Genomic DNA, 23,243 nt, shown 5'->3' on the forward strand with positions numbered 1-23,243 from the left:
GGCTAGGAGGCGGGAGGGGAATCCTAGATGTCCCGAAGCGTGGACGAAATCGACACGAAATCTGACGAAATCATTCATCTTGGCGATTTTTGGGCTTCACTAAAAACCAAGGAATTACAGTCGGGTAACGGGGAAATTGTCCCCCTGCGCAGCCAAAGCACGGGGGGTTTGGCGCTGTTGGCCGCGACACCTGGCCAGTTGGTTGCGAAGGAAACGCTGATCGAAATAGTCTGGGCCGATACCTTTGTCACCGACGACAGCCTCGTTCAATGCATCGGCGATATCCGCAAGGCGCTGGGGGATACAGACCGGAAAATCGTCGAGACGGTGCCCAAAAAAGGCTATCGGCTGAATGCGCCGAACGGCGGGGTGGCTAGGCGCGGATCGCTGGCCGTGGTACTGGGCTGGCTTGCGGTGGCCATCGTGTTTGTGGTCGTGGCCTGATCTGCATTCTTCGTCCCGAACCTCCGCACGGCGATGGCACGACTCGGATCGCTGTGCTGGCCTTTGACGATTTCAGCGTCGACGAAGACAAGGGCTATCTGTCGGACGCCATCGCCGAGGGGATCATCACCGAACTGGCGCGATATCGACTGATCGAGGTGATCGCTCGAAATTCGTCATTTCGCTATCGCGGCAAGGAAACAGACGTCCGTCAAATCGGCGAGGAACTTAGCGTGCACTACGTGCTTGAGGGCAGCAAGCAAAAAAGCGGCGACGCGCTAAATGTCACGGTCCAACTTATTGAAGCGCGCGGAGGTGCGCATCTTTGGGCACACCGATGAATAGCAGATTGGCGATCTCTTTGCTGTGCAGGACGCGATCATCAAGACAGTCGCCAATCGCGTCGGTTTTCGTATCGAACGCCCGGTTCCGGGTGCCGATTCCGACAAAGTAACGGCGCTACATCTTTATCTGCAGGGGCTGGCGGCTGTTCGGGCCGACTTCAATGAAGACGTGGCCGAGTATAACTTAAGACTGAACCTTGAAGCCATCGAAGTCGATCCGGATGCGCCATATGGCTACATCGGCGTCGGCCACGCGCATAGGGTGGCAGCGGTGTTTGGTTGGATGGGTCTTGATCCGGACGCAGCACTGAAAACAGCGATAGAGATGGCAAACAAAGCGCTCGAGCTGGCGCCAGAAGAACCAGAGGTTCACTATCTTCTGGGCCGCGTCCATCAGGAACTGGGAAATCAGGAAGGGGCCATGGCGGCCTATGACAAGGCCATCGCTCTAAATCCGAGCAACACGCAGTACCTTTCGGGCAGCACGGTTCCGATGCTGTATACCGGAAGGACACAGGAGGCCATCGATCGTCTGAACGCGGCAAAAGGAATCGATCCGTTTCACGGAGACGGCGTGTATTGGCAGATGGGCTGGGCGCTGTGGGAAATTGGCGATTGCGAAGGGGCCCGAGATGCTATGCTAAGCATGCACGCGCAAAGACGCGCCGCCAAGCGGATGGTGGCGGAAATTTATGCATGCCTTGGCGAGGTCGACAAAGCGCAAGATGCTTACCAATTATTCTATTCAGAAGCCAAGGAGCCTACCATTGCAGAACAAAGAGCAGAATGGGAGGGCGTCTGGACCGCGTCCGGCAGCCTAGACCGCTGGCTAGACCACATGCGCATTGCCGGGATGAAGGACTAACGAATCAACCCGCCTCGAACCAAGGCACGTCGGGATATCGGCTTCGTCCGCGATCTGCCAATTGATCCCCTCGGCTTGCTGCGCCGTGCACGAACGGCGCCTTTTCACGACGCGGCGCGGCACGATTTTTCGCGCAGTCGCAGCAAAATTCGTGCCGCGTGCGCACGCAGCGAAAAAACCAAATTCACGGAATGGGCTCTTTCAAGACCCTCGCCGCGATCTGTGCAAAGGTCCGCTATGCTGTTTTTTGGTGAAAGGGCAGTTTTCAACGTGAACGTCAAAGTTATCAGATGCTTCACTCTCGAAAAGTTCCAAGGGCGCAGCGATTTTTTAGGTATAATGTCGAACGCTATAACCTGGCTCAGAGAGATTTCGCATATTCGGCAAGTTGATCTGCGACGACCCCCCAACCCGCAAAAAACCCCATATCTTCATGCGACTGCCGCGCCTCTGCCGACCGGTGCCGCGCTGTGGCTGTGTAAGTCGTGCCGCCATTTCCATCATCCGCAAATGTGATGATAGCGGTCAGAAACGGCTCTGCCGCGGGCTTCCAGCCTTCGCTGTAGCCATCGGTGAAAACGAGGCGTTGGTTCGGAACGATATCCAGATAAACCCCTTGATTGGCCATGACATTGCCATCCACGTTGAAGGTGGTGTTGAAACGCCCGCCCACGCGCAAATCAATCTCGCAGGCCTCAATCCGATGTGGTTTCGGAATGAAGAAATGCTTGATATGTGCCGGTGTCGTCCAGCAGGCCCATAACTTGTCAGGTGCGGCGTCGATAACACGGGTGAATGTCAGATCGGTTTGTGGATCAAGCTGCATCAGGTGGCTCCTTCCGGCGAATGCCACCATGTTGGGCGCGGCCTGCGGCGGCTGTCAAGAAACAGGGGGGTGTCAGTCAAAGACAATAATGTTGCGTTTGGCACTGCCGGTTTTGGTGTCGGCAATCGCCTCGTTGATTTGCGCAAGTGACCAGCGCCCTGAGATCAGCTCGTCCAGTTTCAGACGTCCTTGCAGGTAAAGATCGACCATCCACGGGATGTCACGGGCAATGACCACATCGCCCATCTTGGACCCAACCATCCCTTGCCCGGTTGCGGCCAGCATCACCGGTTCGTAGCTGGATTGCGCGCCCGAATGGGGCATGCCGATCATGATGACCTTGCCCCCATTGGCAAGATATTGCGGGGCGGTGTCATAGGCCGGGATCGCCCCGACGGTCACCAGCACGGCATCCGCACCGCGCCCCAGCGCCTTTTTGGCAATCCGCCACGGCTTGGCCTCGGTGGCCAGTACGCCGTCTGTCGCCCCGAATTCACGGGCGATGTCCAGTTTCTCTTGCGACATATCAACGGCCACGATCCGCCGGGCGCCAGCGATCCGTGCCCCCTGGATCGCATTCAGGCCAACCCCGCCCGCACCGATCACCACAACATCCTGGCCGGCCCGCAACTGGGCTGCATTCACAACAGCACCGACGCCCGTGATCACCCCGCAAGCCAGTAGCGAGGCGGCTTCCATCCCGACCCCACCCGGCAGCTTCACAACCTGGCTTTGATCAACCAGGACCCGTTCGGCGAAGCCGCCCGTATGCATGGCCTGCACAATTTCCGTGCCGTCGTTTGTGGTCAGGGGGGCCGTGCTGCTGTCGGTCTCGCAGATGACCGGTTTGCCGCCCGCGCAGGAGGGGCAGGCCCCGCAGGCCCGGATCAATGTGACAACCACCCGGTCGCCGATGGTCAGGCCGCGGACCCCGTCGCCAACTGCCGTGACATGTCCAGCCGCCTCATGCCCGTATATTGCGGGCAGCTGGCCACCCCACGCGCCGTCCGCATAAGAAATGTCCGAATGGCAGATCGCGCAGGCCTTCAGGGTGACCTCGATTTCACCCATTTGGGGTGCTGCGAGTGTGACTGTCTCAATCCTGAGCGGGGCGCCAAATTCATGGCAAACGGCGGCTTTGATTTGTGGCATTGAATCCTCTGAACTTTTCAACAGCCTGACGGGCGTTTTGCGGCCTGCCGCGTTTGTTTACGACACCGAAACGCGCGGTTTTGTCGGTCTGGGGGTCTGGATGAAGACGAAGATGCAAAAGACCGTCAGCACCGCAGATAACAAAAATGGTGCGCCGGGCATGTAGAACGGGTTTTGCGGCGCGGTGAAGTACCAGAAGGTCTGGGTGACAACCAATGGTGCCACAATCGTGGCGACGGCATTGATCGAGGTGACGGTGCCTTGCAATTCGCCCTGCTGATCATCCGAGGCCGTGCGTGACATGATCCCCTGCAGGGCGGGTCCCGCGATTGATCCCAGCGCGGTCAGTGGCGTCAGCGCCAGCGCGACCCAGCCATTGGTGACGAAGCCAAGCAACACAAAGGCGACAACGTCGATGGACAGGCCAAGGATCACGGCCTTGCGTTCACCGATCCGGTTCAGGATCGGTTTGATCAGCAGTCCCTGGACAACCGCGATCCCGATCCCGAAAATGCCCAACGACAGCCCGATCATCCCAGGCGACCAGTCGAACCGCTCGGCCCCGTAATAAGCCCAGACGCCCGGATAGACGAAAAAGGCAACCGTATAGACAAAGGTGATCAGCATCAGCCGCTTGAGGCCCGGCAGCTTGCCGATATTGGTAAATGCACCCAACGGATTGGCCCGCCGCCATTCGAACGGGCGCCTGATCCGGTCGGTCACGGTTTCCGGCAGGACAAAATACCCAAAGATTGCGTTGGCCGCTGCCAGAAAGGCTGCTGCCCAGAACGGCGCGCGGGTTCCGTATTCCGCCAGGACCCCGCCCAGAAGTGGCCCCAGCACAAAGCCCACGCCAAATGCCGCCCCGATCAGGCCGAAATTCGCGGCCTTGTCCTCGGGGGCCGAGATATCGGCCATATAGGCTGCGGACGTGGATTGCGTCGCTGCGGTGATACCCCCGATGATCCGGCCTATGATCAACAACCAGATAGTCCCCGCAACAGCCATCAGCACGTAGTCGAACGCCATGATCACAAGCGAGATCAGCAGGACAGGCCGCCGCCCGTAGCGATCTGACAGGTTGCCAACGGTTGGTCCGAACAGAAATTGCATGGCCGCAAATATGGTGGCAAGCACGCCCCCCCACACCGCGGCCGCGCCCAGCCCGTCGCCTTCAACCTCCTGGATCAGGTCGGGCATGACCGGCATGATCAGTCCGATGCCCATGCTGTCGATCACAACGCTGATCAGGATGAAGGTAATGGGCAGACGGTTATTCATCACCGCACAATTCAACCGATCCGTTTACTTTGCAAGAGGCAGCAGATGCCCGATATCCTGCAGAAATTGATTGAGCAATTCGGCAAAGGCCTGCGGGTCTTCGGCAGGTGGCAGATGCCCCACCCGGCGGATCAGCGCAAATTGCGATCCGGGGATCAGATCGACGGTTTCGCGCACCAGATCCGGCGGGGTTGTCCCGTCCTCGGATCCTGCGACGCCCAATGTCGGCACGCGCAACCCGCTGGTGGGGGTGAAGAAATCGGTGCCGGAAATTGCGGTGCAAACGCCGATATATCCTTTCAAGGGGGCGGTCATCAGCATTTCCAGCCATTGCGACATTGCAGGTGTGCCATAGAAATCCCGCCCGAACCAACGGTGCATGATCTGATCGGCCGCCCCGCGCATCCCTTCTTTTTCCAGCATGGCGATACGGCTTTGCCAGAATAGGGGATGTCCGATTTTCGCGGCCGTATTCGACAGCACCAGCGCGCGGATGATATCAGGCCGCTTAACCGCGAGACCCTGCGCGATCAGGCCACCAACCGACAGGCCGACAAACACGCAATCACGAATGTTGCACGCGTCGCAGATCGCCTCTGCATCGCTGACCAGTTGGCCCATGCTGTAAGGCGGCTCTGGCACGTCCGAGCCGCCGTGCCCGCGCAGATCATACCGGACCAGCCGCAGGGCAGGGGGCATCCGGGCTACAACATCGTCCCAAAGCTGCAGATTGGTTCCCAGCGAATTTGCGAAGACCACAGCCGGGCCGTTTTCCGGCCCCTCGACTTTCACGTTCAAACCGATGCCGTCGCGTTCAACACGCATCCCGCATACCCCCAAAAAAAGATCAAGCCGCGCTTGGGTTTTGTCTCCCCGCGCGGCTCTCTCTTGTTGTTTCGATCAGCCCAACGGCGATCAGAAACAACCCTCCCACGCAACAGAAACATGACATATGTGCTGTCGGGCAACCTATACTTTTGGTCAGGTTAGCCTATTTTTTCATCCAAAGCGATATGCGCCATGATCTGTCCGTGATCCGAGGACAGCTTGTTATAGGGTGCGTCGGGGTGTGAACCATCCGTCAGATGGTCGTTCAAGACGCGGAAATATTCCATTTCGCCGATCTTGCCGGGATAGTCCGGATGGAAATGACGTGACATCAAAACCTGGTCGATACTTTCGAACACGCCGCCGAAGGCGGAGGTAAAAACCATGTCTCGCAATGACTTACGCACAAAAAGCTTCTCGGCGGAATACAGTTTGACCGATCCGATCGCCTCTTGAATGATGTCATTATCCGCGTCCGAATAACGATCTCGGGCCGTTTCGGCATCATGCCGGCGTAACCAGGCGTAGTTGCGGAACGGTGCCTCGCCGGTGATGATTTCGGACGACACCGCATTTTCGCTATCGTTGAAATCGCCCGTGACCAATACCGGGTTTCCCTGACGAATTTCTGCAAGAATGGCCTGCCGCAGCACCCATGCTTCGGCCATGCGGCGCAAACCGGACCGCAATGAGCCAAGCGCGCGTTCAGCCGGATCATAGTTCACGAGGTCAGCCGCAGGCGGGAAGGGCGCCCCCTTGGGTTTGGGCAATTCGCCCAGTTTGGATTTCAGATGACAGTTGAACACGGTCACCACATGGCCACCCATTGGCACCCTGACTTTCAGCACCGGCCTGCTGAGCCGTTTGATCTGATAATGTCCGCTATCGTCGCCATCAAGATCGCTGAAGGGGATAGTCAGCGGGATCGGAAGTTCCTGAATGATCTCGGGTTCGCCCACAAACCCAAAGCGGGACAGGATGGCGACACCGGGCCGTCTGCGCCCCGGTTCGCCGTCAAAGAGGTTCGGCGCAAAGGCGAGGCTCGCCTCGGCGTAATCCTCGTAGGCAAGTTTGCGGAAAATCGCTTTGCGAGAGTAGCGTTTGGATTTGTCCGGAATGGCCTCGGCATTGGCGGCATGGCCCAGTTCATCGGTTTCGATGATGACGTTGCGCAGGGCGGCTTCGCTGAAAATCTCCTGAAAGCAGACGATATCTGCGTTCATCGTCAGCATCTGATCGGCCAGCCAGCTTTGTTTCCACGCATATTCCTCGGGCGTGTATTTTTCGAACCTGTAGTATTCCTGATCGGGTTCGATCAGGTTTTTGACGTTGAAGCTGGCAATCGTGAAACGGGTCATGACAATGTATCCAATGCGCGTGAAAAGATATCGGGATCTACGTTACCGCCTGTGGCAACGGCGACAACCGCATCCTGCGAGAATTCATCGGGATGAAACAAGGCCGCGGCCAGCGCCGCTGCGCCCCCCGGTTCCAGAACGATCTTGAGCCGCTCAAAGGCCAGCCCGGTCGCGCGCAGGCATTCATCTTCGCTGACGACGATGCCCGGTCCGCAATGGTCCTGCATGATCGGAAAGGTCAGCGTCCCGGGGGCGGGGGTGATGATCGCATCACAGATTGATCCCGCGACCTTGGCATTGCGTTCGATCCTGCCGCTGACCAGCGACCGGGTGACATCGTCAAACCCCTCGGGTTCCGCCGGTCGCGCCCGCAGTCCCGGTGCGTCTGCCGCCAAAGCCAAGGCAATCCCCGATGTCAGTCCGCCGCCGCCGCAGCAGACCACAACATCCGCATCCGTCACCCCTTGCGCCGTCATGTCAGCCGCGATTTCCAGCCCGCATGTACCCTGACCGGCGATCACCAGCGGTTCGTCAAACGGTTTGATCAGGACCAGCCCGCGGTCCTTGGCCAGCCGCGCCCCGATCTCGTTGCGATCCTCGGTCGCCCGGTCATAGAGGACAACCTCGGCGCCAAGGGCGCGCGTATTGTCGATTTTGATCGCTGGTGCGTCAGCAGGCATTACGATCACCGCTGGCGCATGATGCGCGCGCGCAGCCAGCGCCACCCCCTGTGCGTGGTTGCCACTGGAAAATGCGATCACGCCGGCCTTGCGGGCGTTTTCCCCCAGGGCGGATACAGCAGACCACCCGCCCCGGAACTTGAACGAGCCTGTGTGCTGCAGGCATTCGGCCTTCACGAACACCCGGCGTCCGGCAATCTCATCCAGAAACGGCGAGGTCAGAATTGGCGTCCGCCTTGCGTGTCCGTCCAATCGTTTTGCCGCGGCCCGGATCATGTCGATATTCATGCCATCATCTCCAGCCATGTTGTCAGGGCGGCCAGCGCCGCAGGTTCGTCGAGGAAAGGAACATGGCCGCGCCCGGGCACCTCGGCCCGGATCAGCGCCGGGTTGCGCCGGGCCATCTCATCGGCGGTGTCTTTGCGCAGCAGGTCAGAGTTTTCGCCCCGGATCAGTGCAAGCGGCAACCCTTCAAGTGCTGTATAAAGCGGCCAAAGATCAGGCGCGGGCTGCGCGCCTGCGGCAAGGACAGCGTCCCGCAATTTGGGATCATAACGGATCACCAGCCCGTCCGGCGTTTCGCGGTAATGCGCCTTGACCTCGGCCAGCCAGCGCTCCATGGGGACGTCCTGAAACTGGATCCACTGTTTTGCGCGGGCCTCGGCGGCCTCGATATAGGTCTTTTGGGGTGGGTTCTTGCCGATGTAGTTCTTGATGACTGCCAGCCCGGTTTCCGCAATCACCGGGCCAATATCGTTGAGCGCGACGCCCAGCAGCCGATCCTTCGCCGTTGCAGCAAGGACCATCGCGATCAGCCCGCCGCGCGAGGTGCCAAGAATGGCCGCCTTTTGCAGTCCAAGATGATCCATCAGGGTCAGTACGTCGGTTGCTTCCGTGGGAATAGTGTAGGTGTCGGGATCGGCCCAGTCCGATTGCCCCCGTCCGCGATAATCCGGCCGGATCAGCCGCACTGGCAGATGCGGGGCGACGTGGTCAAAATCTGCGCCATTCCGGGTCAGGCCCGCCAGCGCGATCACGGGCAGTCCTTCACCTTGGTCCGTATAATAAAGCGACAAGCCATCGGCGCTTTGAAATTGCGGCATCAGCAATACTCCGGGATTTTTGTCAGGTCAGGCAACATATGGTGCGGGTTTGCATAGAGCCGATCCGCCGGTTCGCCGCCCCGGTTGACCCATACGGTCTGAAATCCGTATCCGGCAGCACCTGCCGCGTCCCACCCGTTTGACGATACAAACAGGACCTCGTCATGTGCGCAGCCAAACCGTTGGCCAACCATGTCATAGACCCGCGCATGTGGTTTGAAGACGCCCACATCCTCGACCGACAGAACCGCATCCAAGACATCCCCGATCCCGGCCGAGCTGACAGCACCGTCCAGCATCGCTGGTGACCCGTTGGACAAGATCGCGGTTGCCAGCCCCTTGTTCTTCAGGGTTTTCAGCATTGCGGGGACTTCGGGGTAGGCGGCAAGTTCCCAGTAGAGTTCCAGCAATCTGGCCCGGGTCGCATCGTCGTCCAGCCCATTGGCGGCCAGGGCCCAGTCCAGGCCGTCCTGCGTGACCTGCCAAAAGTCGCAATGCTGCCCTGCAACCGCGCGCAGCCAAGTATATTGCAGCTGCTTCAGGCGCCAATCCCGGGCCACACCCGGCCACACATCAGCAAGGGCGGTATGTGCGGGCTCTTTCGCGGCCTGGGCGGCCGCGGCGTTTACATCAAACAGGGTGCCGTAAGCGTCGAAAACGCAGGTTGTTGTGGTCATGGGTCCCCTCATTTTGCTGCGGCTATGGTGTCACGGTCACGTCCCGTCGAAAAGAGGCAAAGCCGTTTGCATTGCAACCGTCGGGCGCATAGCGTGGCGCGCGAATCCTCATTGGAAAGATACGACATATGGTTCAGGCCAAGGCAGGCGACACTGTTCGCATCAACTACACCGGCACGCTAAATAATGGCGATGTTTTTGACAGCTCGGACGGGCGCGAGCCTTTGGCATTTGTCGTGGGGTCCGGGCAGATCATCCCCGGTCTTGATGCGGCGATCCCCGGCATGGCCGTGGGCGATAAGAAGACCGTGGATGTTCCCTTTGCGCAAGCCTACGGTCCCTTGAATGCAGATGCCCGTCAGGCGATCCCGCGCGGGGAAATTCCCGACAATATTCCGCTGGATCCGGGCACGCAGCTGCAGATGCAGACGCCGCAAGGCCAGGTCGTGCAGGTCACTGTGGTTGAGGCAACGGATGAAGAGGTCGTGCTGGACGCAAATCATCCGCTCGCAGGCAAAGACCTGACATTTGCCATCGAGATCGTGGGCATAGACCCGACCTGACGCGCGCGCAGGCCTGTTCCAAAGGACCTGCGTTGGCGCTGCGGAATGGCTGTACCTGATCCTAGACCAGATGGTCCGGCTGCGGCATGCCCAGAACGTGGAAACCACCATCGACACGAATAATCTCGCCCGTGGTGCAGGCCCCTGCATCCGACGCCAGATAAACCGCCGTGCCACCGACGGCCTCCAACGTTGCATTGGCCCGCAGGGGGGCGTTCATGTCGGTGTGTTTGTAGGTCTTGCGCGCACCACCAATGGCGGCCCCGGCAAGGGTTTTCATCGGGCCGGGGCTGATCGCGTTTACACGAATACCCTGCGGCCCAAGATCATTTGCCAGATAGCGCGTCGTGCTTTCCAGTGCGGCCTTTGCAACCCCCATGACGTTGTAGAACGGTGTGACCCGGTTTGACCCCTGATAGGTCAGGGTCAGCAATGTCCCCCCGTCCGGCATCAGCTTTGACGCCCGGTTGGCCACATCAATGAAGGAATAACACGAGATCGCCAGTGAGTTCTTGAAATTGTCCCGGCTGGTATTGATGAACCGACCTGTCAGTTCGGTCTTGTCCGAAAACGCGATGGCATGCACCACAAAATCCAGCGTACCCCACCGATCCTTGAGGGTTTCAAATGCCGCGTCCATGCTTGTGTCATCGGTCACATCGACATCAACCATGATGTCGGACCCAACGGATGTGGCCAGCGGTTCCAGCCGCTTGCCAAACGCCTCGCCCTGATAGCTAAAGGCAAGCTCTGCGCCTGCATCGGCCATCGCCTTGGCAATACCCCACGCGATCGAGCGTTCATTGGCAACGCCCATGATCAGACCGCGTTTTCCCTGCATTGAAATCGTCATAGTCCTAGCCTTGGAATTTGGACAGCAACATGGATCCGTTTGTTCCGCCGAACCCGAATGAGTTGGTCATCACCGTATCCAGCCCCGCATCGTCAACCCGCTGGGTTGCAATTTCGGATGGATCAAGCGCCGGATCAAGGGTTTCCACATTGATGGATGGCGCGATGAAATCATTCTGCAACATCAGCAGGCAGTAGATCGCCTCCTGCGCGCCCGTCGCCCCCTGCGAATGGCCGGTCATGGATTTGGTCGAACTGATCGGTGGCGTCGTGCCTTGCCCAAAGACACGGCGGACGGCCTCGACCTCGCCCACATCGCCTACGGGGGTGGATGTGCCATGTGCGTTGATGTAGCTGACCTTCCGGCCCTCGGGGAGGGTTTTCAGCGCGCCGCGCATGGCCCGTTCGCCGCCTTCACCGGAGGGGGCGACCATATCCGCCCCGTCAGAGGTCGCGGCAAAACCGGTCACCTCGGCATAGATGGTCGCACCGCGCGCCTGCGCGCTTTCGAGACTTTCCAGCACCACCATGGCCCCGCCGCCCGCAATGACAAAGCCGTCGCGCCCTGCGTCAAAGGCCCGGCTCGCGCGTTCGGGCGTGTCGTTATATTTCGACGACATCGCACCCATGGCATCAAACAGGCAGGACAGGGTCCAGTCGAGCTCTTCGCCGCCACCTGCGAACATGATGTCCTGATTGCCCAGTGCTACCTGCTGCGCGGCCATGCCGATGCAATGCAGGCTGGTGGAACAGGCGGAGGTGATTGAAAAGTTCATCCCCTTGATCTTGAAAGCGGTGGCAAGGTTCGCGCTGACCGTTGATGACATTGCCTTGGGCACGGCGAAAGGGCCGATGCGCTTGGTCGCGCCCGTTTCGCGCACAACATTGTGGGCGGTCAGGATGGCCGATGTGGACGGCCCGCCGGACCCTGCGATCAGCCCAGTCATCGGATTGACGATCTGATCTTCGTTCAGGCCTGCATCGGCGATGGCCTGCTGCATCGCGATATGGGCATAAGCCGCCCCCGGGCCCATGAACCGCAGCGTGCGTTTGTCGACATGTTCGCTGACATCTATCTTGAGGGTCCCGGCAATCTGGCTGCGAAACCCGCGCTCGGACATGTCCGGGCTGGCTTCGATACCTGATGTACCTGCTTTCAGCGCGTTGAGCACTTCATCAGCGTTATTTCCGATCGGTGATACGATACCAAGACCAGTGACGACGACACGGCGCATGGGCACCCCTCCCTTTATTGTTAGCGTTTTCGCTGATTAACTCTCGGAGAGCGCAACTTTCATATCTTTGACCTGATAGATGACATCGCCATCTGCCTCGACAATTCCGTCTGCAACGCCCATCGTCAACCGCCGGGTTTGTACCGCCTTGGTGAAATCGACCTTGTAGGTCAGCATTTTGCGATCAGGCCGGACCATGCCGGTCAGTTTGACCTCGCCGACACCCAGCGCGTAGCCGCGCCCTTGCCAGCCACGCCAGCCAAGATTGAAACCTGTCAGCTGCCAAAGACCGTCCAGTCCCAGGCAGCCCGGCATGATCGGATTGCCGGGAAAATGGCAGTCAAAGAACCATAGATCAGGGGTGATATCGAACTCTGCGACAACATGTCCTTTGCCATGCGCCCCGCGATCCCCGGAAATATCGGTGATGCGGTCCATCATCAGCATGGGCGGGGCAGGCAATTGTGCGTTGCCAGGGCCAAAAAGCTCGCCACGGGCGCATTTTAGCAGGCCTTCTTTGTCAAAACTACTTGGATAGTCCGCCATATTCCGGATCTCATTTCTCGTTACTACGTTTTGCGACCTCTATCACCGTGGGGTTTGAAAGAGCAAGTCCGCGCCTTACTTGGTAGATTGCGAATTAATTGCAATTGATCCGTTGATGGCTTTGCCATTATATTGTGCCAGACATCGGGATATGGACGAACCATGACACAGACGCAGACAGAGCGCAGCGCGAATTGGCTGGCGGGGGCAGGATTGCGCCCGACCCGGCAGCGTCTGACCCTTGCGACCTTGTTGGTGGGTGACGGCAAGGACAGGCATGTCACTGCAGAGGGTCTTTTTGATGCCGCCTCCGACGCTGGCGAGAAAGTCTCGCTTGCGACCGTCTACAACACGTTGCGTGCGTTCTGCGATGCCGGCCTGATGCGTGAGATCACGGTCGATGGGTCAAAAAGCTACTTTGACACCAATATGACCGATCACCCCCATTTTTATTGGGAAGATAACGCGACACTGACCGATGCGCCTGCCCAGGAGTTGCAGATCAGCCGCCTTCCTGATGCTCCATATGGGGCCGAGATCGCATCGGTTGACGTGGTCATCCGGTTGCGCCGCAAATAACCCCCACCTGCTGGGGTCCGGATACCCGTACCTTGTCTCACACGCCGACGTCGCGCATGCTCGGTCCATTCGCCGCCGTGACCCCAAAGGGGCAGATCGCAATGCATGAAGATCGCAAACATGACATGGTCATGTCGTATCACCGCGTCCGCACCGCGCTGGGGCTGCTGGGGATGGCGCTTCCTTGTGTTCTTTTGCTGGGCGGGTTGATTGATTACCACCGGATCGAGCCGTCGATCAGCGATTTCTACCACACTATTTACAGGGACATTTTTGTGGGGACCCTTTGCGCGATTGGCGTCTTCCTGATCTGCTACCGCGGCTATGGCCGCACCCCAGGCGATGTGATCGACGATGACTGGCTAGGGACGGTCGCGGGTATTTCTGCCTTTGGCGTGGCGTTGTTTCCCAATGAAAGCCCTACGGCTCAGGTGGCGACGATGACCCAGAACATGGTCGGCATGGGGACAAGCCCGTTGGTGCATTACGCCTCTGCCCTGGTCTTTTTTGCCTGTCTTGCAGTGTTCTGTCTGTCGAAGTTTACCCGTGGTGCCCAGCCGGGCCGTCGGGTGATCTACCGGATTTGCGGCTGGATCATTCTTTGTGCGCTGATCGGCATTGCGCTGGCCTCGGTTCTGAAGATCTTTGGGACCGGTCCGGCACGCGCCATTGTGGTCGCAAATAACCTTGTCTTCTGGTTTGAGGCCGTCGGTATATGGGCATTTGGCCTTTCCTGGCTGGTCAAGGGCAAGGCAGATATCGGGCTAGCCCGCTTGGCGGGCAAGTTGCCTTTGGATGATGAGGATCAGGTGCGGTCCTGACCGGGATGGATTGAAATCCATCCTACGGCGCGGCGCCATTTACTTTGGTTTAACCAATCCCCGCCAATGCTGCGCTATGACCAATTATCGCCGACGCTACATCCCTGGGGGTACGTATTTCTTTTCCGCGCGGCTGCAGGATCCCGGATCTGATTTGCTGACAGCGCGCATTGATCTGCTGCGTCATGCTACCGGTCTGTGCATAAAACGCTGGCCTTTCGAGATTGCAGAGGCGGTCGTGTTGCCCAGCGTGACGCACATGATCTGGCGTCTGCCGGATGGGGATGCGGCCTTTTCCAAAAGGTGGCGGTTGATCAAGTCGACCTTTTCCCGGCATTGCCCGGCGCCTGACTATGTGCCGCCGAACCAAAATCGCCGGAACGAGAAGGGGATTTGGCAACGCCGTTTCTGGGAACATGCGATCCGGGACCCGGACGACTATGATCGGCACGTCCATGTCATCGCAACGGCCCCAATCGTCGCTGGTCTGGCCCGCGCGCCTGGCGAATGGCCATATTCATCAACCCATCGTCGTAGGATGGATCTTGATCCATCCCGGTCTAAAACCACTGTCCGGGTTCCATCAGACCCAGATCAAGCAATTGCTGTGATTGCCAGTTGAACGCGACCGCGTTGGGCCAGTCGAAACTGTCAATCTGATGTTTGCTGCCGGGGTTGCGTCGCAAGGCCTTGGCCGTGCGAAAAGAACAGATCGTGGCGGTCAGACTGTTATGCCAGGGACAGGCATAAGTATTATATTCGGCAATGTTGAAGCGACGGTCATGATCCATCCGCAGCCCCGGCGCGGCCCGAAAAAGCGACAAGCGGTCAATACGACGTCGGTGGTCGGGGATATGTTCCTCGAACCGCCAGCGCAGGCCGCCATAATAATCCATCTGCCGATCCAGCTCGGCACCTGTTTCGTCGCGCCGGGCCAATGCGTAATATCCGGCGCGGTCCAGATAGGGGGTCTGTGGATCAACAGCGTCCGGAAACGCGCCCAGATCGCGGGCATAAAGATCGACCACATAGGTCAACACGCTGTTGCGGCGTTCTTCCATGCAAAAGGCGATCATTTCGCCAACGCTGCGGGTTTCGACAAAGGGGTAATAAAAATACTCCGCATTGTAGCAGTAGTGAATCCATTGATCGGGTGCGACGGCGATCACCGCGTTCAGGATGTCCTCCAACGCGTCATCGGCAAGGACGTCATGATCCACGCGGATAACGCCGTCAGGTAGCGCAATATCGGCTGCGCAAAACGCGATGATCGTGCCAAATCCGATCTTGCGCAAATGCGCGACCGTGCTGTCGACCTCAATCTGGTCCTCAATCAGCACTAACGCCAATGGCCCCTGTTGCAAGACGCTTTTCCCGTCAGTGGTCAGGGCGGAGAGGCTGCGGTATTTCATCGGGATCCGGTTCGTTGGGCTGTGCGGCAAAAACTCTGCCAATTTGGTCCGCATTGCAAGCGCATCTGCTTGTCGGTAGAAGGCGCTGACCCATATCTGACCGAAACGAGTTCGCTTCATGACCGCGCCCAAAAAGCTATTTATCAAGACCTATGGCTGTCAGATGAATGTCTATGACAGTGAACGGATGGTCGAGGCGCTGGGCGGCAGCGGTTATGTCGAAACCCAGACCGCTGATGACGCGGACATGATCCTTTTGAATACATGCCACATCCGCGAAAAGGCGGCCGAAAAAGTCTATTCGGAACTGGGGCGGTTCAAGGGGCTGAAAGCCGACAAGCCAGACCTCAAGATTGGTGTGGCCGGTTGCGTGGCACAGGCCGAGGGTGAAGAGATCATGCGCCGCCAGCCATTGGTCGATTTGGTGGTCGGCCCGCAAAGCTATCATCGCTTGCCCGCCATGGAAGACGCAGTCCGATCCGGCAAAAAGGCGTTGGATACCGATTTCCCCGAAGATGATAAATTCGATACGTTGCGATCACGCGCCAAGGCGAAACGTGGCCCAACGGCGTTTCTGACGGTGCAGGAAGGCTGCGACAAGTTCTGCGCATTCTGCGTGGTCCCGTATACCCGCGGGGCAGAGGTGTCGCGCCCGGCGGATCGCGTGATCAGGGAAGCACAGGAACTGGTCGAGGCCGGCGTGAAGGAAATCACCCTTCTCGGGCAGAACGTGAACGCCTATCACGGTCACGCCGATGGTCTGGCCGGCCTGATCTGGGCGCTGGACAAGGTCGACGGGTTGGAACGCATCCGATTTACGACCTCGCATCCCAATGACATGGATGATGCGTTAATCGCCGCCCACGGGACCTGCGACAAACTGATGCCTTATCTGCATCTGCCCGTGCAGTCCGGCTCGGACCGGATTCTCAAGGCGATGAACCGCAAACATACTGCCGAAAGCTATCTGCGTCTGATCGAACGGATCAGGGCTGCACGCCCGGACATCCTGTTGTCGGGTGATTTCATCGTTGGCTTCCCGGGCGAGACGGATGCTGATTTTGAGGACACGATGCAGTTGGTCCGTGATGTCCATTATGGCCAGGCCTATTCGTTCAAATATTCCACCCGGCCCGGAACACCGGCGGCCGAAAAACCGCAGCTGCCCGAGGATGTGATGAACGACCGGTTGCAGCGATTGCAGGCCTTGCTGCGCAGCCAGCAACAGGCCAGCCAGGCCGACATGGTCGGGCGTCGTGTCAAGATCCTGTTCGAAAAGGCCGGGCGCGAGCCGGGGCAAATGATTGGCAAGTCCGAATATCTGCATGCGGTCTATGCGGATGCCCCACAAGATGTGCTGGGACAGGTCTGTGCGGTGGATATCGTTGAGGACAGCCCGAATTCCCTGAAAGGCGTGCTGGTCAGCGCGTAGGGCATAGGGGCCACATTTTCTGGCGTTAGGCCTCATCACCGGCGGTTTTTTCTTTCAGAAATGTGACAATTCGTGGACGCGCCTTGCGCCCGCCCCGATCCCTTGTCACGATACGAGGATAAAGACTCAAAGGAGAGCTGATTGGCCACAGGTGCCCTGACCCCGCCCGCCGACAATATCGCAGAATCCCTTGTCGAATTCCCCGACAACTTCCTGTTGATTGATCTGTGTGGGGAGTATGATCGCAATCTCACCACGATCGAAGATAAACTGAACGTGCAGATATTGCGCCGCGGCAACCAGTTGGCCGTGATTGGTGAACCGGCAGAGCGGGACAATGCGGTTGACGTATTGCGCGCGCTCTATAGCCGTCTGGAGGCCGGTCGGTCACTGGAACCCGGTGATATTGATCGCGAACTTCGCATGGGCCCCGAGGCGGTGCGCGGCCCGGCCCGCGACGGCGATCAGATCGAGCTGTTCAAGGGCGATACCTCGCGGATTGAGGTCAAGACCCGTAAGAAGCTGATTGAACCCCGCACAGATGCCCAAAAGGCCTATGTCAAATCGTTGTTCGACAATGAACTTGCATTTGGCATTGGTCCGGCCGGTACGGGCAAGACCTATCTGGCGGTTGCGGTTGGTGTGAATATGCTGATCGGTGGTCATGTCGATAAGATCATCCTGTCGCGCCCTGCGGTGGAGGCCGGCGAAAAGCTTGGCTATTTGCCCGGTGACATGAAGGACAAGGTCGATCCTTACATGCAGCCGCTTTATGATGCGCTCAATGATTTTCTGCCGGGCAAGCAGGCCGCCAAGATGATGGAGGAAAAGGTCATCGAGATTGCGCCATTGGCGTTCATGCGTGGCCGCACCCTGTCCAACGCCTTTGTGGTGCTGGATGAGGCGCAAAACGCGACCACGATGCAAATGAAGATGTTTCTGACCCGTCTTGGCGAAGGCTCGCGCATGGTGATTACCGGCGACCGGACCCAAATCGACCTGCCCCGCGGCGTCAATTCCGGCCTCTGGGATGCGGAACGGCTGCTTAAGAATATTCCCAAGATCAGCTTTAACTACTTTACGTCCAAGGATGTGGTTCGCCATCCTTTGGTAGCGGCCATTATCGAGGCCTATGAAAAGGACGAAAGCGCGTAGATGACGGGTGTCGCCAGCGATGAGCGTTGATTGCATCGTCGAGGATCCGCGCTGGGGCGATATCGAGGCTTTGGCTGATATGGCGACCGCGGCGGTATTTGACCGCCTCGGGCTGGAACCAACCGTCTTTGAAACCAGCGTTCTGGCCGCCGATGATCAGCGCATTGCCGCGCTGAATGCGGATTTTCGCAGCAAGGATGGTGCCACAAATGTGCTCAGCTGGCCCTCGCGCGAACGGGGGGCGGCCATTGACGGCGAAATGCCGCTGCCCCCGCAACCCGATATGGATGCAGAGCTGGGCGACATTGCCGTCGCCTATGACACATGCCTGCGCGAGGCTGAAATGGCGGGCAAATCGCTCGCCCATCATGCGGTTCATTTACTTGTGCATGGTACGTTGCATTTGCTTGGTTTCGATCATGTCCGTGACCGTGACGCCACCCTGATGGAGGGGTTGGAAACAGAGATACTTGGCAAATTGGGTATTTCTGACCCATATAAGGATTAACCGGGCGTATGCGCCCATGTGAGCAAGGATGAAATGGGCGACAGTAAGGAAGGTCCTTCTATTGCAGCGCAAAGCGCGCTGCAGGGCCAGATTGATCGAAAACCGGGGTTGATGGCGCGCGTGCGTCAGGCCATCTTTGCAAAATCTGGTCAGGAGACGCCTTATGGCGGTACGCAAAATGCGCGCCCTGCGCAAACCCCATTGCTTGGCCTGATCAACCTTCGCCAAAAGCGGGTCGAGGATGTTTCGATCCCTAAGGCCGATATCATGGCCGCACCGATCACGGCCACCAAGAACGAGTTGGTCAAGATATTCCGTGATTGCGGCCTGACCCGATTGCCCGTTTATGACGGCACATTGGACACCCCCCTTGGCGTGGCCAACCTTAAGGATTTTGCGCTGCGCCATGGTTTCAATGGCGACAGTGCGGAAATGAACCTGCGCGACATGCTGCGCCCGCTTTTGTTTGTCCCCCCCTCCATGCCGCTGAGCGTGCTGCTGCAAAAGATGCAGGCAGAGCGTATCCACATGGCGCTGGTGATTGACGAATATGGCGGGACGGACGGTCTTGTGACCATTGAGGACCTGATCGAACAGGTGGTGGGCGAGATCGAAGATGAACATGACATCGAAGAGGCCAAAAGCTGGGTGATGGAAAAGCAGGGCGTCTATCTGGCGCAAGCCCGCACGGACCTCGATGATTTCGAGGCCGAAATCGGCATGAACCTGACAGCCAGCGAAGACATCGACGAAGAAGAGATCGACACGCTGGGCGGCCTGGTCACGTTGCTGGCCGGACATCTGCCTGCCCGGGGCGAGGTGGTCTCGCATCCCGATGGTCCCGAATTCGAGGTTGTTGACGCTGATCCGCGCCGGATCAAACGTCTGCGGGTCTGTCTGTACCCGGCACGCGATGCCTGATCTGTCCGCGCGCTTTGCGGCCTTGCCCTTCAAGATGCGGCTGATTGGTCTGGCGGCGACTGGCGTGTTTGCCGCATTGGGTCAGGCGCCGCTGAACTTATTTCCGGCGACAATTCTGGGCCTGATGCTGGTCTTGCACATCTATCGGGCCGCATCCACGCCGCGTCAGGCCGCATGGTATTTGTGGGCGTTCGGTTTTGGCTATTTTGCTTTTGCCCTGCGCTGGATCATAGAGCCGTTCCTGGTTGATATCGCACGGCACGGCTGGATGGCCCCGTTTGCGCTTTTCCTGATGGCGGCGGGGGCGGGCCTGTTCTGGGCGGTTGCGGGCTGGCTGGCCGCACGACTGGCACCGCGAAACCGGCTGATGCTGGTCATTGCGATTGCATCGGCCGAGATCGCCCGCGCGCTGGTTCTGACGGGCTTTCCCTGGGCATTGTTGGGCCATAGCCTGGTCGACACGCCCGCCGCGCAATTGGCCGCATGGGGTGGGGCGCATCTGTTGACGCTGATCATCGTGCTTGCGGCCTGGTGCCTGACCAACCTGTTGGCGCGCCCGGTCTTTGCCGTTTTGTTTGCGCTGATCGTTGGCGGGGCGACGTTTGCGGTGATCCCCGCCCCGGCGGCTGCCCCATCCGATGATGCGCCTCTGATCCGCATGGTTCAGCCCAATGCGCCGCAGCATCAGAAGTGGGATCCGGCCTATCGGGACGTCTTTTTCAACCGGTTGGTGGATTATAGTCGCGCCGATGCGGTGCCCGACCTGATCGTCTGGCCCGAGACCGCCGTTGCGTCGCTGCTGAACTATGTCGAACCTGATACAAGTCTGCTGGTCGAGGCGACCCGCGGCGCGCCACTGGTCTTTGGTATTCAGCGGCAGGATGACGCGGCCCGGTTTTACAACAGTTTTGTCGTCATGGGCCCGACCGGCGAAATCGACGCAGTCTATGACAAGAGCCATCTTGTCCCCTTTGGCGAATATATCCCGGGCCGCAGACTGGTTGCCCGGCTGGGGCTGACCGGGCTGGCCGACCGGGTGGGAGGGTTCACGCCTGGCCAGAACAGCGAGGCGATCCTGATCCCGGGTATCGGCAATGCGATTGCATTGATTTGCTACGAAGGCATTTTTGCCGAAGAGATCGCACGTGACGGTGCGCGGCCGCGACTGATTGTGCTGATCACGAATGACGCGTGGTTTGGCAAAGCCGCCGGCCCCTATCAACATCTCGCCCAGGCCCGGTTGCGCGCCATCGAGCAAGGCTTGCCCATGGTGCGTGTGGCCAATACCGGGGTAACCGCAATGATCGACGGGCAGGGCCGTGTGCGCGCCTCCATCCCGCTGGGGCAGGAGGGCGCAATTGATGCGCCACTGCCGCCTGCGCTGCCCGCGACGGTCTATGTTGCCTATGGTGACATGACCGTTTTTATTGTGCTGCTTTTGTTAACACTCGGCGTCTATCTCAAGGCGCGACGCGATACGGATTGACCTGAGATCGGTCACCCCTTAGACGCGCCCTTGGTTCTGTCACAACGGCTTCCTGACGTGGCAGAGAATTTTATTGGAGCGACCCCCATGGCCCGTAACGACTACATCTTTACCTCCGAATCTGTATCGGAGGGACATCCCGACAAAGTGTGCGACCGCATTTCTGATGCGATCCTGGACGCTTTCCTGTCCGAAGAACCCGAGGCGCGCGTCGCCTGCGAGACGTTTGCCACGACCAATCGCGTGGTGATCGGCGGTGAGGTGGGGCTGTCGGATCCCAACAAGCTGAAGGACTATGTGGGTCGGGTCGAAGACATCGCACGGGCCTGTATCAAGAATATCGGCTACGAGCAGGACAAGTTCCATCACGCGACCTGCGAGATCACAAACCTGTTGCATGAACAGTCCGCCCATATCGCCCAGGGTGTCGACGCCAGTGTCGACAAGGATGAAGGCGCTGGCGATCAGGGCATCATGTTCGGTTATGCCACCACGGAAACCGATGCGCTGATGCCCGCCCCGATCCAATATGCCCACGCTATTCTGCGCAGGCTTGCAGAGGTGCGCAAATCCGGCGAACAGCCGACCCTGCGGCCCGATGCGAAAAGCCAGATATCGCTGCGCTACGCCAACGGAAAACCGGTGGAGGTGACGTCAATCGTGCTGTCGACGCAGCATGCCGATGCTAGCCAGACAAGCGCTGACATCCGCGCAATCGTGGAACCCTATATTCGCGAGGTCCTGCCAGAGGGTTTCATCACCCCGCAGACGGAATGGTGGGTGAACCCCACGGGAACATTCGTCATTGGCGGACCGGATGGCGACGCGGGCCTGACCGGGCGCAAGATCATTGTGGACACCTATGGCGGTGCGGCCCCGCATGGGGGCGGGGCGTTCTCGGGCAAGGATCCCACGAAAGTGGACCGGTCCGCGGCCTATGCGGCCCGATATCTGGCCAAGAACGTGGTGGCCGCAGGCATGGCCGAGCGTTGCACAATCCAGCTAAGCTATGCCATCGGCGTTGCCAAACCGCTCTCCATTTATGCAGAGACACATGGCACTGATCAGGTTGATCCGGCCGCGATTGAGGCTGCGATCAATCAGGTCATGGATTTGACCCCACGGGGCATTCGTCAACATCTCGGATTGAACCGGCCGATTTTTGAACGCACCGCCGCATATGGTCATTTCGGCCGCGCGCCGGAAAGCGACGGGGGTTTTAGCTGGGAACGCACTGACCTGGTCGACGCGCTGCGCAAAGCCGTCTGACAAGGCGGGATGGCTCAAGAGCCATCTTACGATCTTGCGCTGTGGTCGTAGGATGGATCTTGATCCATCTGACCTGATGGATTGCGATGGCTGACCCGCCTTGCTAAACGCCGCCCTATGAGTAAATCCAAGCATCCCTCGGGCGCACCCTGGCGCAATTTTTACGGCCGTTTTCGCGGCAAAACCATCCGTGCGGCACAGCATGAGTATCTTGAAAACGATCTCGGGCGGCTATCGCCAGGCCCCGTCAGCTGGGAAGAAAACCCTGATCGGGTGCCCCTGGACCTCAACGCCTTGTTCCCCGACAGGGAAATCTGGCTGGAGATCGGGTTTGGCGGGGGTGAACATCTTGTCCATATGGCGCAGACATATCCCGATATCGGACTGATCGGTTGCGAGCCCTTTGTCAACGGCGTCGCAATGCTGTTGGGCAAGATCCGCAAGGCCCGCGTCAGCAATCTGGCCGTTCATCCCGGCGATGTGCGCGATCTCTTTGATGTGCTCCCTGATGAGAGCCTGTCCAAGGTGTTTCTCAACTACCCCGACCCCTGGCCAAAGACCCGCCATCATCGCCGCCGCTTTGTCACGCCCGAGCATCTGGCCCCATTGCACCGGGTCATGAAAACGGGTGCCGAGCTTCGGGTCGCAACGGATATTGAGGATTATGTGCGACAGACGCTCCAGCAGGTGCCACCGCATGGGTTCACCTGGCAGGCGGCCCATCCTGCCGACTGGCGTGCGCCATGGCCCGACTGGCAATCAACCCGATATGAACAAAAGGCCCTGCGCGAAGGCCGCACCCCTCATTACCTGACATTCACACGCGACTGACCCCGATCGCGCATTGTCCCTCGCACTATCATGGACCCCGGCATGACCCTGCGCTATGACCGCGTCGAAATCTGA

26 protein-coding genes and 1 riboswitch are annotated in these 23,243 nt (G+C 59.0%); of the genes, 14 read left to right on the forward strand and 12 right to left on the reverse strand.

The genetic code is table 11. The annotated features are described in order from the left end of the window. The first annotated feature begins 39 nt into the window (after positions 1–39). From AABB31_RS20235 to AABB31_RS20245, 3 genes are read left to right on the forward strand one after another with little or no spacing between them, the layout of a single operon-like run. The gene (locus AABB31_RS20235) at positions 40–444 is read left to right on the forward strand and encodes a transcriptional regulator (RefSeq protein ID WP_373635242.1); all 405 of its coding nucleotides are present in this window, start codon (positions 40–42) and stop codon (positions 442–444) included. Between the two features lie 53 nt (positions 445–497). Beyond that, positions 498–785, forward strand: a complete 288-nt coding sequence (locus AABB31_RS20240) for a hypothetical protein (protein WP_342076431.1) — start codon at positions 498–500, stop codon at positions 783–785. 25 nt (positions 786–810) lie between these two features. Next, on the forward strand, positions 811–1,653 hold the full coding sequence (locus tag AABB31_RS20245) for a tetratricopeptide repeat protein (protein ID WP_342076430.1): 843 nt from the start codon (positions 811–813) through the stop codon (positions 1,651–1,653). Between the two features lie 361 nt (positions 1,654–2,014). Here the strand turns inward: AABB31_RS20245 and AABB31_RS20250 are convergent, their stop codons facing one another. From AABB31_RS20250 to AABB31_RS20285, 8 genes are all read right to left on the reverse strand, one after another. Beyond that, positions 2,015–2,479 carry an SRPBCC family protein gene (locus AABB31_RS20250; RefSeq protein ID WP_342076429.1) on the reverse strand — a complete coding sequence of 155 codons (465 nt, stop codon included), beginning with the start codon at positions 2,477–2,479 and terminating at the stop codon, positions 2,015–2,017. Positions 2,480–2,551: 72 nt separating this feature from the next. After that, on the reverse strand, positions 2,552–3,631 hold the full coding sequence (locus AABB31_RS20255; protein WP_342076428.1) for an alcohol dehydrogenase catalytic domain-containing protein: 1,080 nt from the start codon (positions 3,629–3,631) through the stop codon (positions 2,552–2,554). Positions 3,632–3,688: 57 nt separating this feature from the next. Beyond that, positions 3,689–4,912 (reverse strand): TCR/Tet family MFS transporter, encoded by a 1,224-nt coding sequence (locus tag AABB31_RS20260; RefSeq protein ID WP_342076427.1) that lies wholly within the window; start codon positions 4,910–4,912, stop codon positions 3,689–3,691. Positions 4,913–4,936: 24 nt separating this feature from the next. Beyond that, positions 4,937–5,737 (reverse strand): 3-oxoadipate enol-lactonase, encoded by an 801-nt coding sequence (pcaD, locus tag AABB31_RS20265; protein WP_342076426.1) that lies wholly within the window; start codon positions 5,735–5,737, stop codon positions 4,937–4,939. A gap of 161 nt (positions 5,738–5,898) precedes the next feature. Beyond that, on the reverse strand, positions 5,899–7,098 hold the full coding sequence (locus tag AABB31_RS20270; protein WP_342076425.1) for an endonuclease/exonuclease/phosphatase family protein: 1,200 nt from the start codon (positions 7,096–7,098) through the stop codon (positions 5,899–5,901). After that, entirely contained in the window at positions 7,095–8,066 is a 972-nt protein-coding gene (locus tag AABB31_RS20275; protein WP_342078929.1) for a threonine/serine dehydratase, read from the reverse strand. The genes AABB31_RS20270 and AABB31_RS20275 overlap by 4 nt, the downstream gene beginning before the upstream one ends. Then, positions 8,063–8,881, reverse strand: a complete 819-nt coding sequence (locus AABB31_RS20280) for an alpha/beta hydrolase (protein ID WP_342076424.1) — start codon at positions 8,879–8,881, stop codon at positions 8,063–8,065. The genes AABB31_RS20275 and AABB31_RS20280 overlap by 4 nt, the downstream gene beginning before the upstream one ends. After that, on the reverse strand, positions 8,881–9,558 hold the full coding sequence (locus AABB31_RS20285; RefSeq protein ID WP_342076423.1) for a haloacid dehalogenase type II: 678 nt from the start codon (positions 9,556–9,558) through the stop codon (positions 8,881–8,883). The genes AABB31_RS20280 and AABB31_RS20285 overlap by 1 nt, the downstream gene beginning before the upstream one ends. Before the next feature lie 128 nt (positions 9,559–9,686). Here AABB31_RS20285 and AABB31_RS20290 point away from each other — a divergent pair, with 128 nt between their 5' ends. Continuing rightward, positions 9,687–10,121 carry a peptidylprolyl isomerase gene (locus AABB31_RS20290; protein WP_342076422.1) on the forward strand — a complete coding sequence of 145 codons (435 nt, stop codon included), beginning with the start codon at positions 9,687–9,689 and terminating at the stop codon, positions 10,119–10,121. A 61-nt stretch (positions 10,122–10,182) separates the two neighbouring features. Here AABB31_RS20290 and AABB31_RS20295 read toward each other — a convergent pair whose 3' ends face one another. The 3 genes from AABB31_RS20295 to fabA are packed head-to-tail and all read right to left on the reverse strand — an operon-like array spanning position 10,183 to position 12,754. Then, positions 10,183–10,974, reverse strand: a complete 792-nt coding sequence (locus AABB31_RS20295) for an enoyl-ACP reductase (RefSeq protein WP_342076421.1) — start codon at positions 10,972–10,974, stop codon at positions 10,183–10,185. Positions 10,975–10,978: 4 nt separating this feature from the next. Further along, positions 10,979–12,208 (reverse strand): beta-ketoacyl-ACP synthase I, encoded by a 1,230-nt coding sequence (gene fabB / locus AABB31_RS20300; RefSeq protein ID WP_342076420.1) that lies wholly within the window; start codon positions 12,206–12,208, stop codon positions 10,979–10,981. A gap of 36 nt (positions 12,209–12,244) precedes the next feature. Then, on the reverse strand, positions 12,245–12,754 hold the full coding sequence (fabA, locus tag AABB31_RS20305) for a bifunctional 3-hydroxydecanoyl-ACP dehydratase/trans-2-decenoyl-ACP isomerase (protein ID WP_342076419.1): 510 nt from the start codon (positions 12,752–12,754) through the stop codon (positions 12,245–12,247). A gap of 162 nt (positions 12,755–12,916) precedes the next feature. Here fabA and irrA point away from each other — a divergent pair, with 162 nt between their 5' ends. The 3 genes from irrA to AABB31_RS20320 all read left to right on the forward strand — a co-directional run bounded on the left by irrA (position 12,917) and on the right by AABB31_RS20320 (position 14,776). Next, positions 12,917–13,333 carry an iron response transcriptional regulator IrrA gene (irrA, locus tag AABB31_RS20310; RefSeq protein ID WP_373635245.1) on the forward strand — a complete coding sequence of 139 codons (417 nt, stop codon included), beginning with the start codon at positions 12,917–12,919 and terminating at the stop codon, positions 13,331–13,333. Positions 13,334–13,389: 56 nt separating this feature from the next. Then, positions 13,390–14,154, forward strand: coding sequence for a hypothetical protein (locus AABB31_RS20315; RefSeq protein ID WP_342076417.1), 765 nt, complete (start codon positions 13,390–13,392; stop codon positions 14,152–14,154). A gap of 76 nt (positions 14,155–14,230) precedes the next feature. After that, positions 14,231–14,776, forward strand: coding sequence for a transposase (locus tag AABB31_RS20320; protein ID WP_342076416.1), 546 nt, complete (start codon positions 14,231–14,233; stop codon positions 14,774–14,776). Here AABB31_RS20320 and AABB31_RS20325 read toward each other — a convergent pair. After that, positions 14,715–15,566 (reverse strand): hypothetical protein, encoded by an 852-nt coding sequence (locus AABB31_RS20325; RefSeq protein ID WP_342076415.1) that lies wholly within the window; start codon positions 15,564–15,566, stop codon positions 14,715–14,717. The two genes, AABB31_RS20320 and AABB31_RS20325, sit on opposite strands and share 62 nt — an antisense overlap. Before the next feature lie 118 nt (positions 15,567–15,684). On the opposite strand from AABB31_RS20325, the gene miaB reads away from it, so the two are divergent. The 7 genes from miaB (at position 15,685) to trmB (ending at position 23,168) form a co-directional block, all read left to right on the forward strand. Beyond that, on the forward strand, positions 15,685–16,998 hold the full coding sequence (gene miaB, locus AABB31_RS20330; protein WP_342076414.1) for a tRNA (N6-isopentenyl adenosine(37)-C2)-methylthiotransferase MiaB: 1,314 nt from the start codon (positions 15,685–15,687) through the stop codon (positions 16,996–16,998). Between the two features lie 141 nt (positions 16,999–17,139). Then, the gene (locus tag AABB31_RS20335; RefSeq protein ID WP_342076413.1) at positions 17,140–18,153 is read left to right on the forward strand and encodes a PhoH family protein; all 1,014 of its coding nucleotides are present in this window, start codon (positions 17,140–17,142) and stop codon (positions 18,151–18,153) included. 19 nt (positions 18,154–18,172) lie between these two features. Further along, a complete protein-coding gene (gene ybeY / locus AABB31_RS20340; RefSeq protein WP_342076412.1) occupies positions 18,173–18,661 on the forward strand; it encodes an rRNA maturation RNase YbeY in 489 nt (162 codons plus the stop codon). 33 nt (positions 18,662–18,694) lie between these two features. Beyond that, positions 18,695–19,582 (forward strand): transporter associated domain-containing protein, encoded by an 888-nt coding sequence (locus tag AABB31_RS20345; RefSeq protein WP_373635246.1) that lies wholly within the window; start codon positions 18,695–18,697, stop codon positions 19,580–19,582. After that, positions 19,575–21,068: an apolipoprotein N-acyltransferase gene (gene lnt, locus AABB31_RS20350; protein ID WP_342076411.1), complete on the forward strand. Its 1,494-nt coding sequence runs from the start codon at positions 19,575–19,577 to the stop codon at positions 21,066–21,068. The genes AABB31_RS20345 and lnt overlap by 8 nt, the downstream gene beginning before the upstream one ends. A gap of 33 nt (positions 21,069–21,101) precedes the next feature. Next, positions 21,102–21,149: riboswitch (SAM-SAH riboswitch) on the forward strand. A gap of 6 nt (positions 21,150–21,155) precedes the next feature. Then, on the forward strand, positions 21,156–22,337 hold the full coding sequence (gene metK, locus AABB31_RS20355; protein WP_373635247.1) for a methionine adenosyltransferase: 1,182 nt from the start codon (positions 21,156–21,158) through the stop codon (positions 22,335–22,337). Positions 22,338–22,454: 117 nt separating this feature from the next. Continuing rightward, positions 22,455–23,168 (forward strand): tRNA (guanosine(46)-N7)-methyltransferase TrmB, encoded by a 714-nt coding sequence (trmB, locus tag AABB31_RS20360; protein WP_342076409.1) that lies wholly within the window; start codon positions 22,455–22,457, stop codon positions 23,166–23,168. Positions 23,169–23,243: the final 75 nt, after the last annotated feature.

This window comes from Yoonia sp. SS1-5, assembly GCF_038443705.2.
Taxonomy (GTDB): domain Bacteria; phylum Pseudomonadota; class Alphaproteobacteria; order Rhodobacterales; family Rhodobacteraceae; genus Yoonia; species Yoonia rhodophyticola.

What these genes read in the sequence shown, in the direction of transcription:
- AABB31_RS20290 (WP_342076422.1), top strand. Translation starts at nt 9,687, where the DNA reads ATGGTTCAGGCCAAGGCAGGCGACACTGTTCGCATCAACTACACCGGC.
- fabB (WP_342076420.1), bottom strand. Translation starts at nt 12,208, where the DNA reads ATGCGCCGTGTCGTCGTCACTGGTCTTGGTATCGTATCACCGATCGGA.
- ybeY (WP_342076412.1), top strand. Translation starts at nt 18,173, where the DNA reads ATGAGCGTTGATTGCATCGTCGAGGATCCGCGCTGGGGCGATATCGAG.
- metK (WP_373635247.1), top strand. Translation starts at nt 21,156, where the DNA reads ATGGCCCGTAACGACTACATCTTTACCTCCGAATCTGTATCGGAGGGA.
- AABB31_RS20250 (WP_342076429.1), bottom strand. Translation starts at nt 2,479, where the DNA reads ATGCAGCTTGATCCACAAACCGATCTGACATTCACCCGTGTTATCGAC.
- AABB31_RS20320 (WP_342076416.1), top strand. Translation starts at nt 14,231, where the DNA reads ATGACCAATTATCGCCGACGCTACATCCCTGGGGGTACGTATTTCTTT.
- trmB (WP_342076409.1), top strand. Translation starts at nt 22,455, where the DNA reads ATGAGTAAATCCAAGCATCCCTCGGGCGCACCCTGGCGCAATTTTTAC.
- AABB31_RS20260 (WP_342076427.1), bottom strand. Translation starts at nt 4,912, where the DNA reads ATGAATAACCGTCTGCCCATTACCTTCATCCTGATCAGCGTTGTGATC.
- AABB31_RS20315 (WP_342076417.1), top strand. Translation starts at nt 13,390, where the DNA reads ATGCTCGGTCCATTCGCCGCCGTGACCCCAAAGGGGCAGATCGCAATG.
- AABB31_RS20275 (WP_342078929.1), bottom strand. Translation starts at nt 8,066, where the DNA reads ATGAATATCGACATGATCCGGGCCGCGGCAAAACGATTGGACGGACAC.
- lnt (WP_342076411.1), top strand. Translation starts at nt 19,575, where the DNA reads ATGCCTGATCTGTCCGCGCGCTTTGCGGCCTTGCCCTTCAAGATGCGG.
- AABB31_RS20345 (WP_373635246.1), top strand. Translation starts at nt 18,695, where the DNA reads ATGGGCGACAGTAAGGAAGGTCCTTCTATTGCAGCGCAAAGCGCGCTG.
- AABB31_RS20285 (WP_342076423.1), bottom strand. Translation starts at nt 9,558, where the DNA reads ATGACCACAACAACCTGCGTTTTCGACGCTTACGGCACCCTGTTTGAT.
- AABB31_RS20255 (WP_342076428.1), bottom strand. Translation starts at nt 3,631, where the DNA reads ATGCCACAAATCAAAGCCGCCGTTTGCCATGAATTTGGCGCCCCGCTC.
- AABB31_RS20270 (WP_342076425.1), bottom strand. Translation starts at nt 7,098, where the DNA reads ATGACCCGTTTCACGATTGCCAGCTTCAACGTCAAAAACCTGATCGAA.
- miaB (WP_342076414.1), top strand. Translation starts at nt 15,685, where the DNA reads ATGACCGCGCCCAAAAAGCTATTTATCAAGACCTATGGCTGTCAGATG.
- pcaD (WP_342076426.1), bottom strand. Translation starts at nt 5,737, where the DNA reads ATGCGTGTTGAACGCGACGGCATCGGTTTGAACGTGAAAGTCGAGGGG.
- AABB31_RS20325 (WP_342076415.1), bottom strand. Translation starts at nt 15,566, where the DNA reads ATGAAATACCGCAGCCTCTCCGCCCTGACCACTGACGGGAAAAGCGTC.
- irrA (WP_373635245.1), top strand. Translation starts at nt 12,917, where the DNA reads ATGACACAGACGCAGACAGAGCGCAGCGCGAATTGGCTGGCGGGGGCA.
- AABB31_RS20295 (WP_342076421.1), bottom strand. Translation starts at nt 10,974, where the DNA reads ATGACGATTTCAATGCAGGGAAAACGCGGTCTGATCATGGGCGTTGCC.
- AABB31_RS20280 (WP_342076424.1), bottom strand. Translation starts at nt 8,881, where the DNA reads ATGCCGCAATTTCAAAGCGCCGATGGCTTGTCGCTTTATTATACGGAC.
- fabA (WP_342076419.1), bottom strand. Translation starts at nt 12,754, where the DNA reads ATGGCGGACTATCCAAGTAGTTTTGACAAAGAAGGCCTGCTAAAATGC.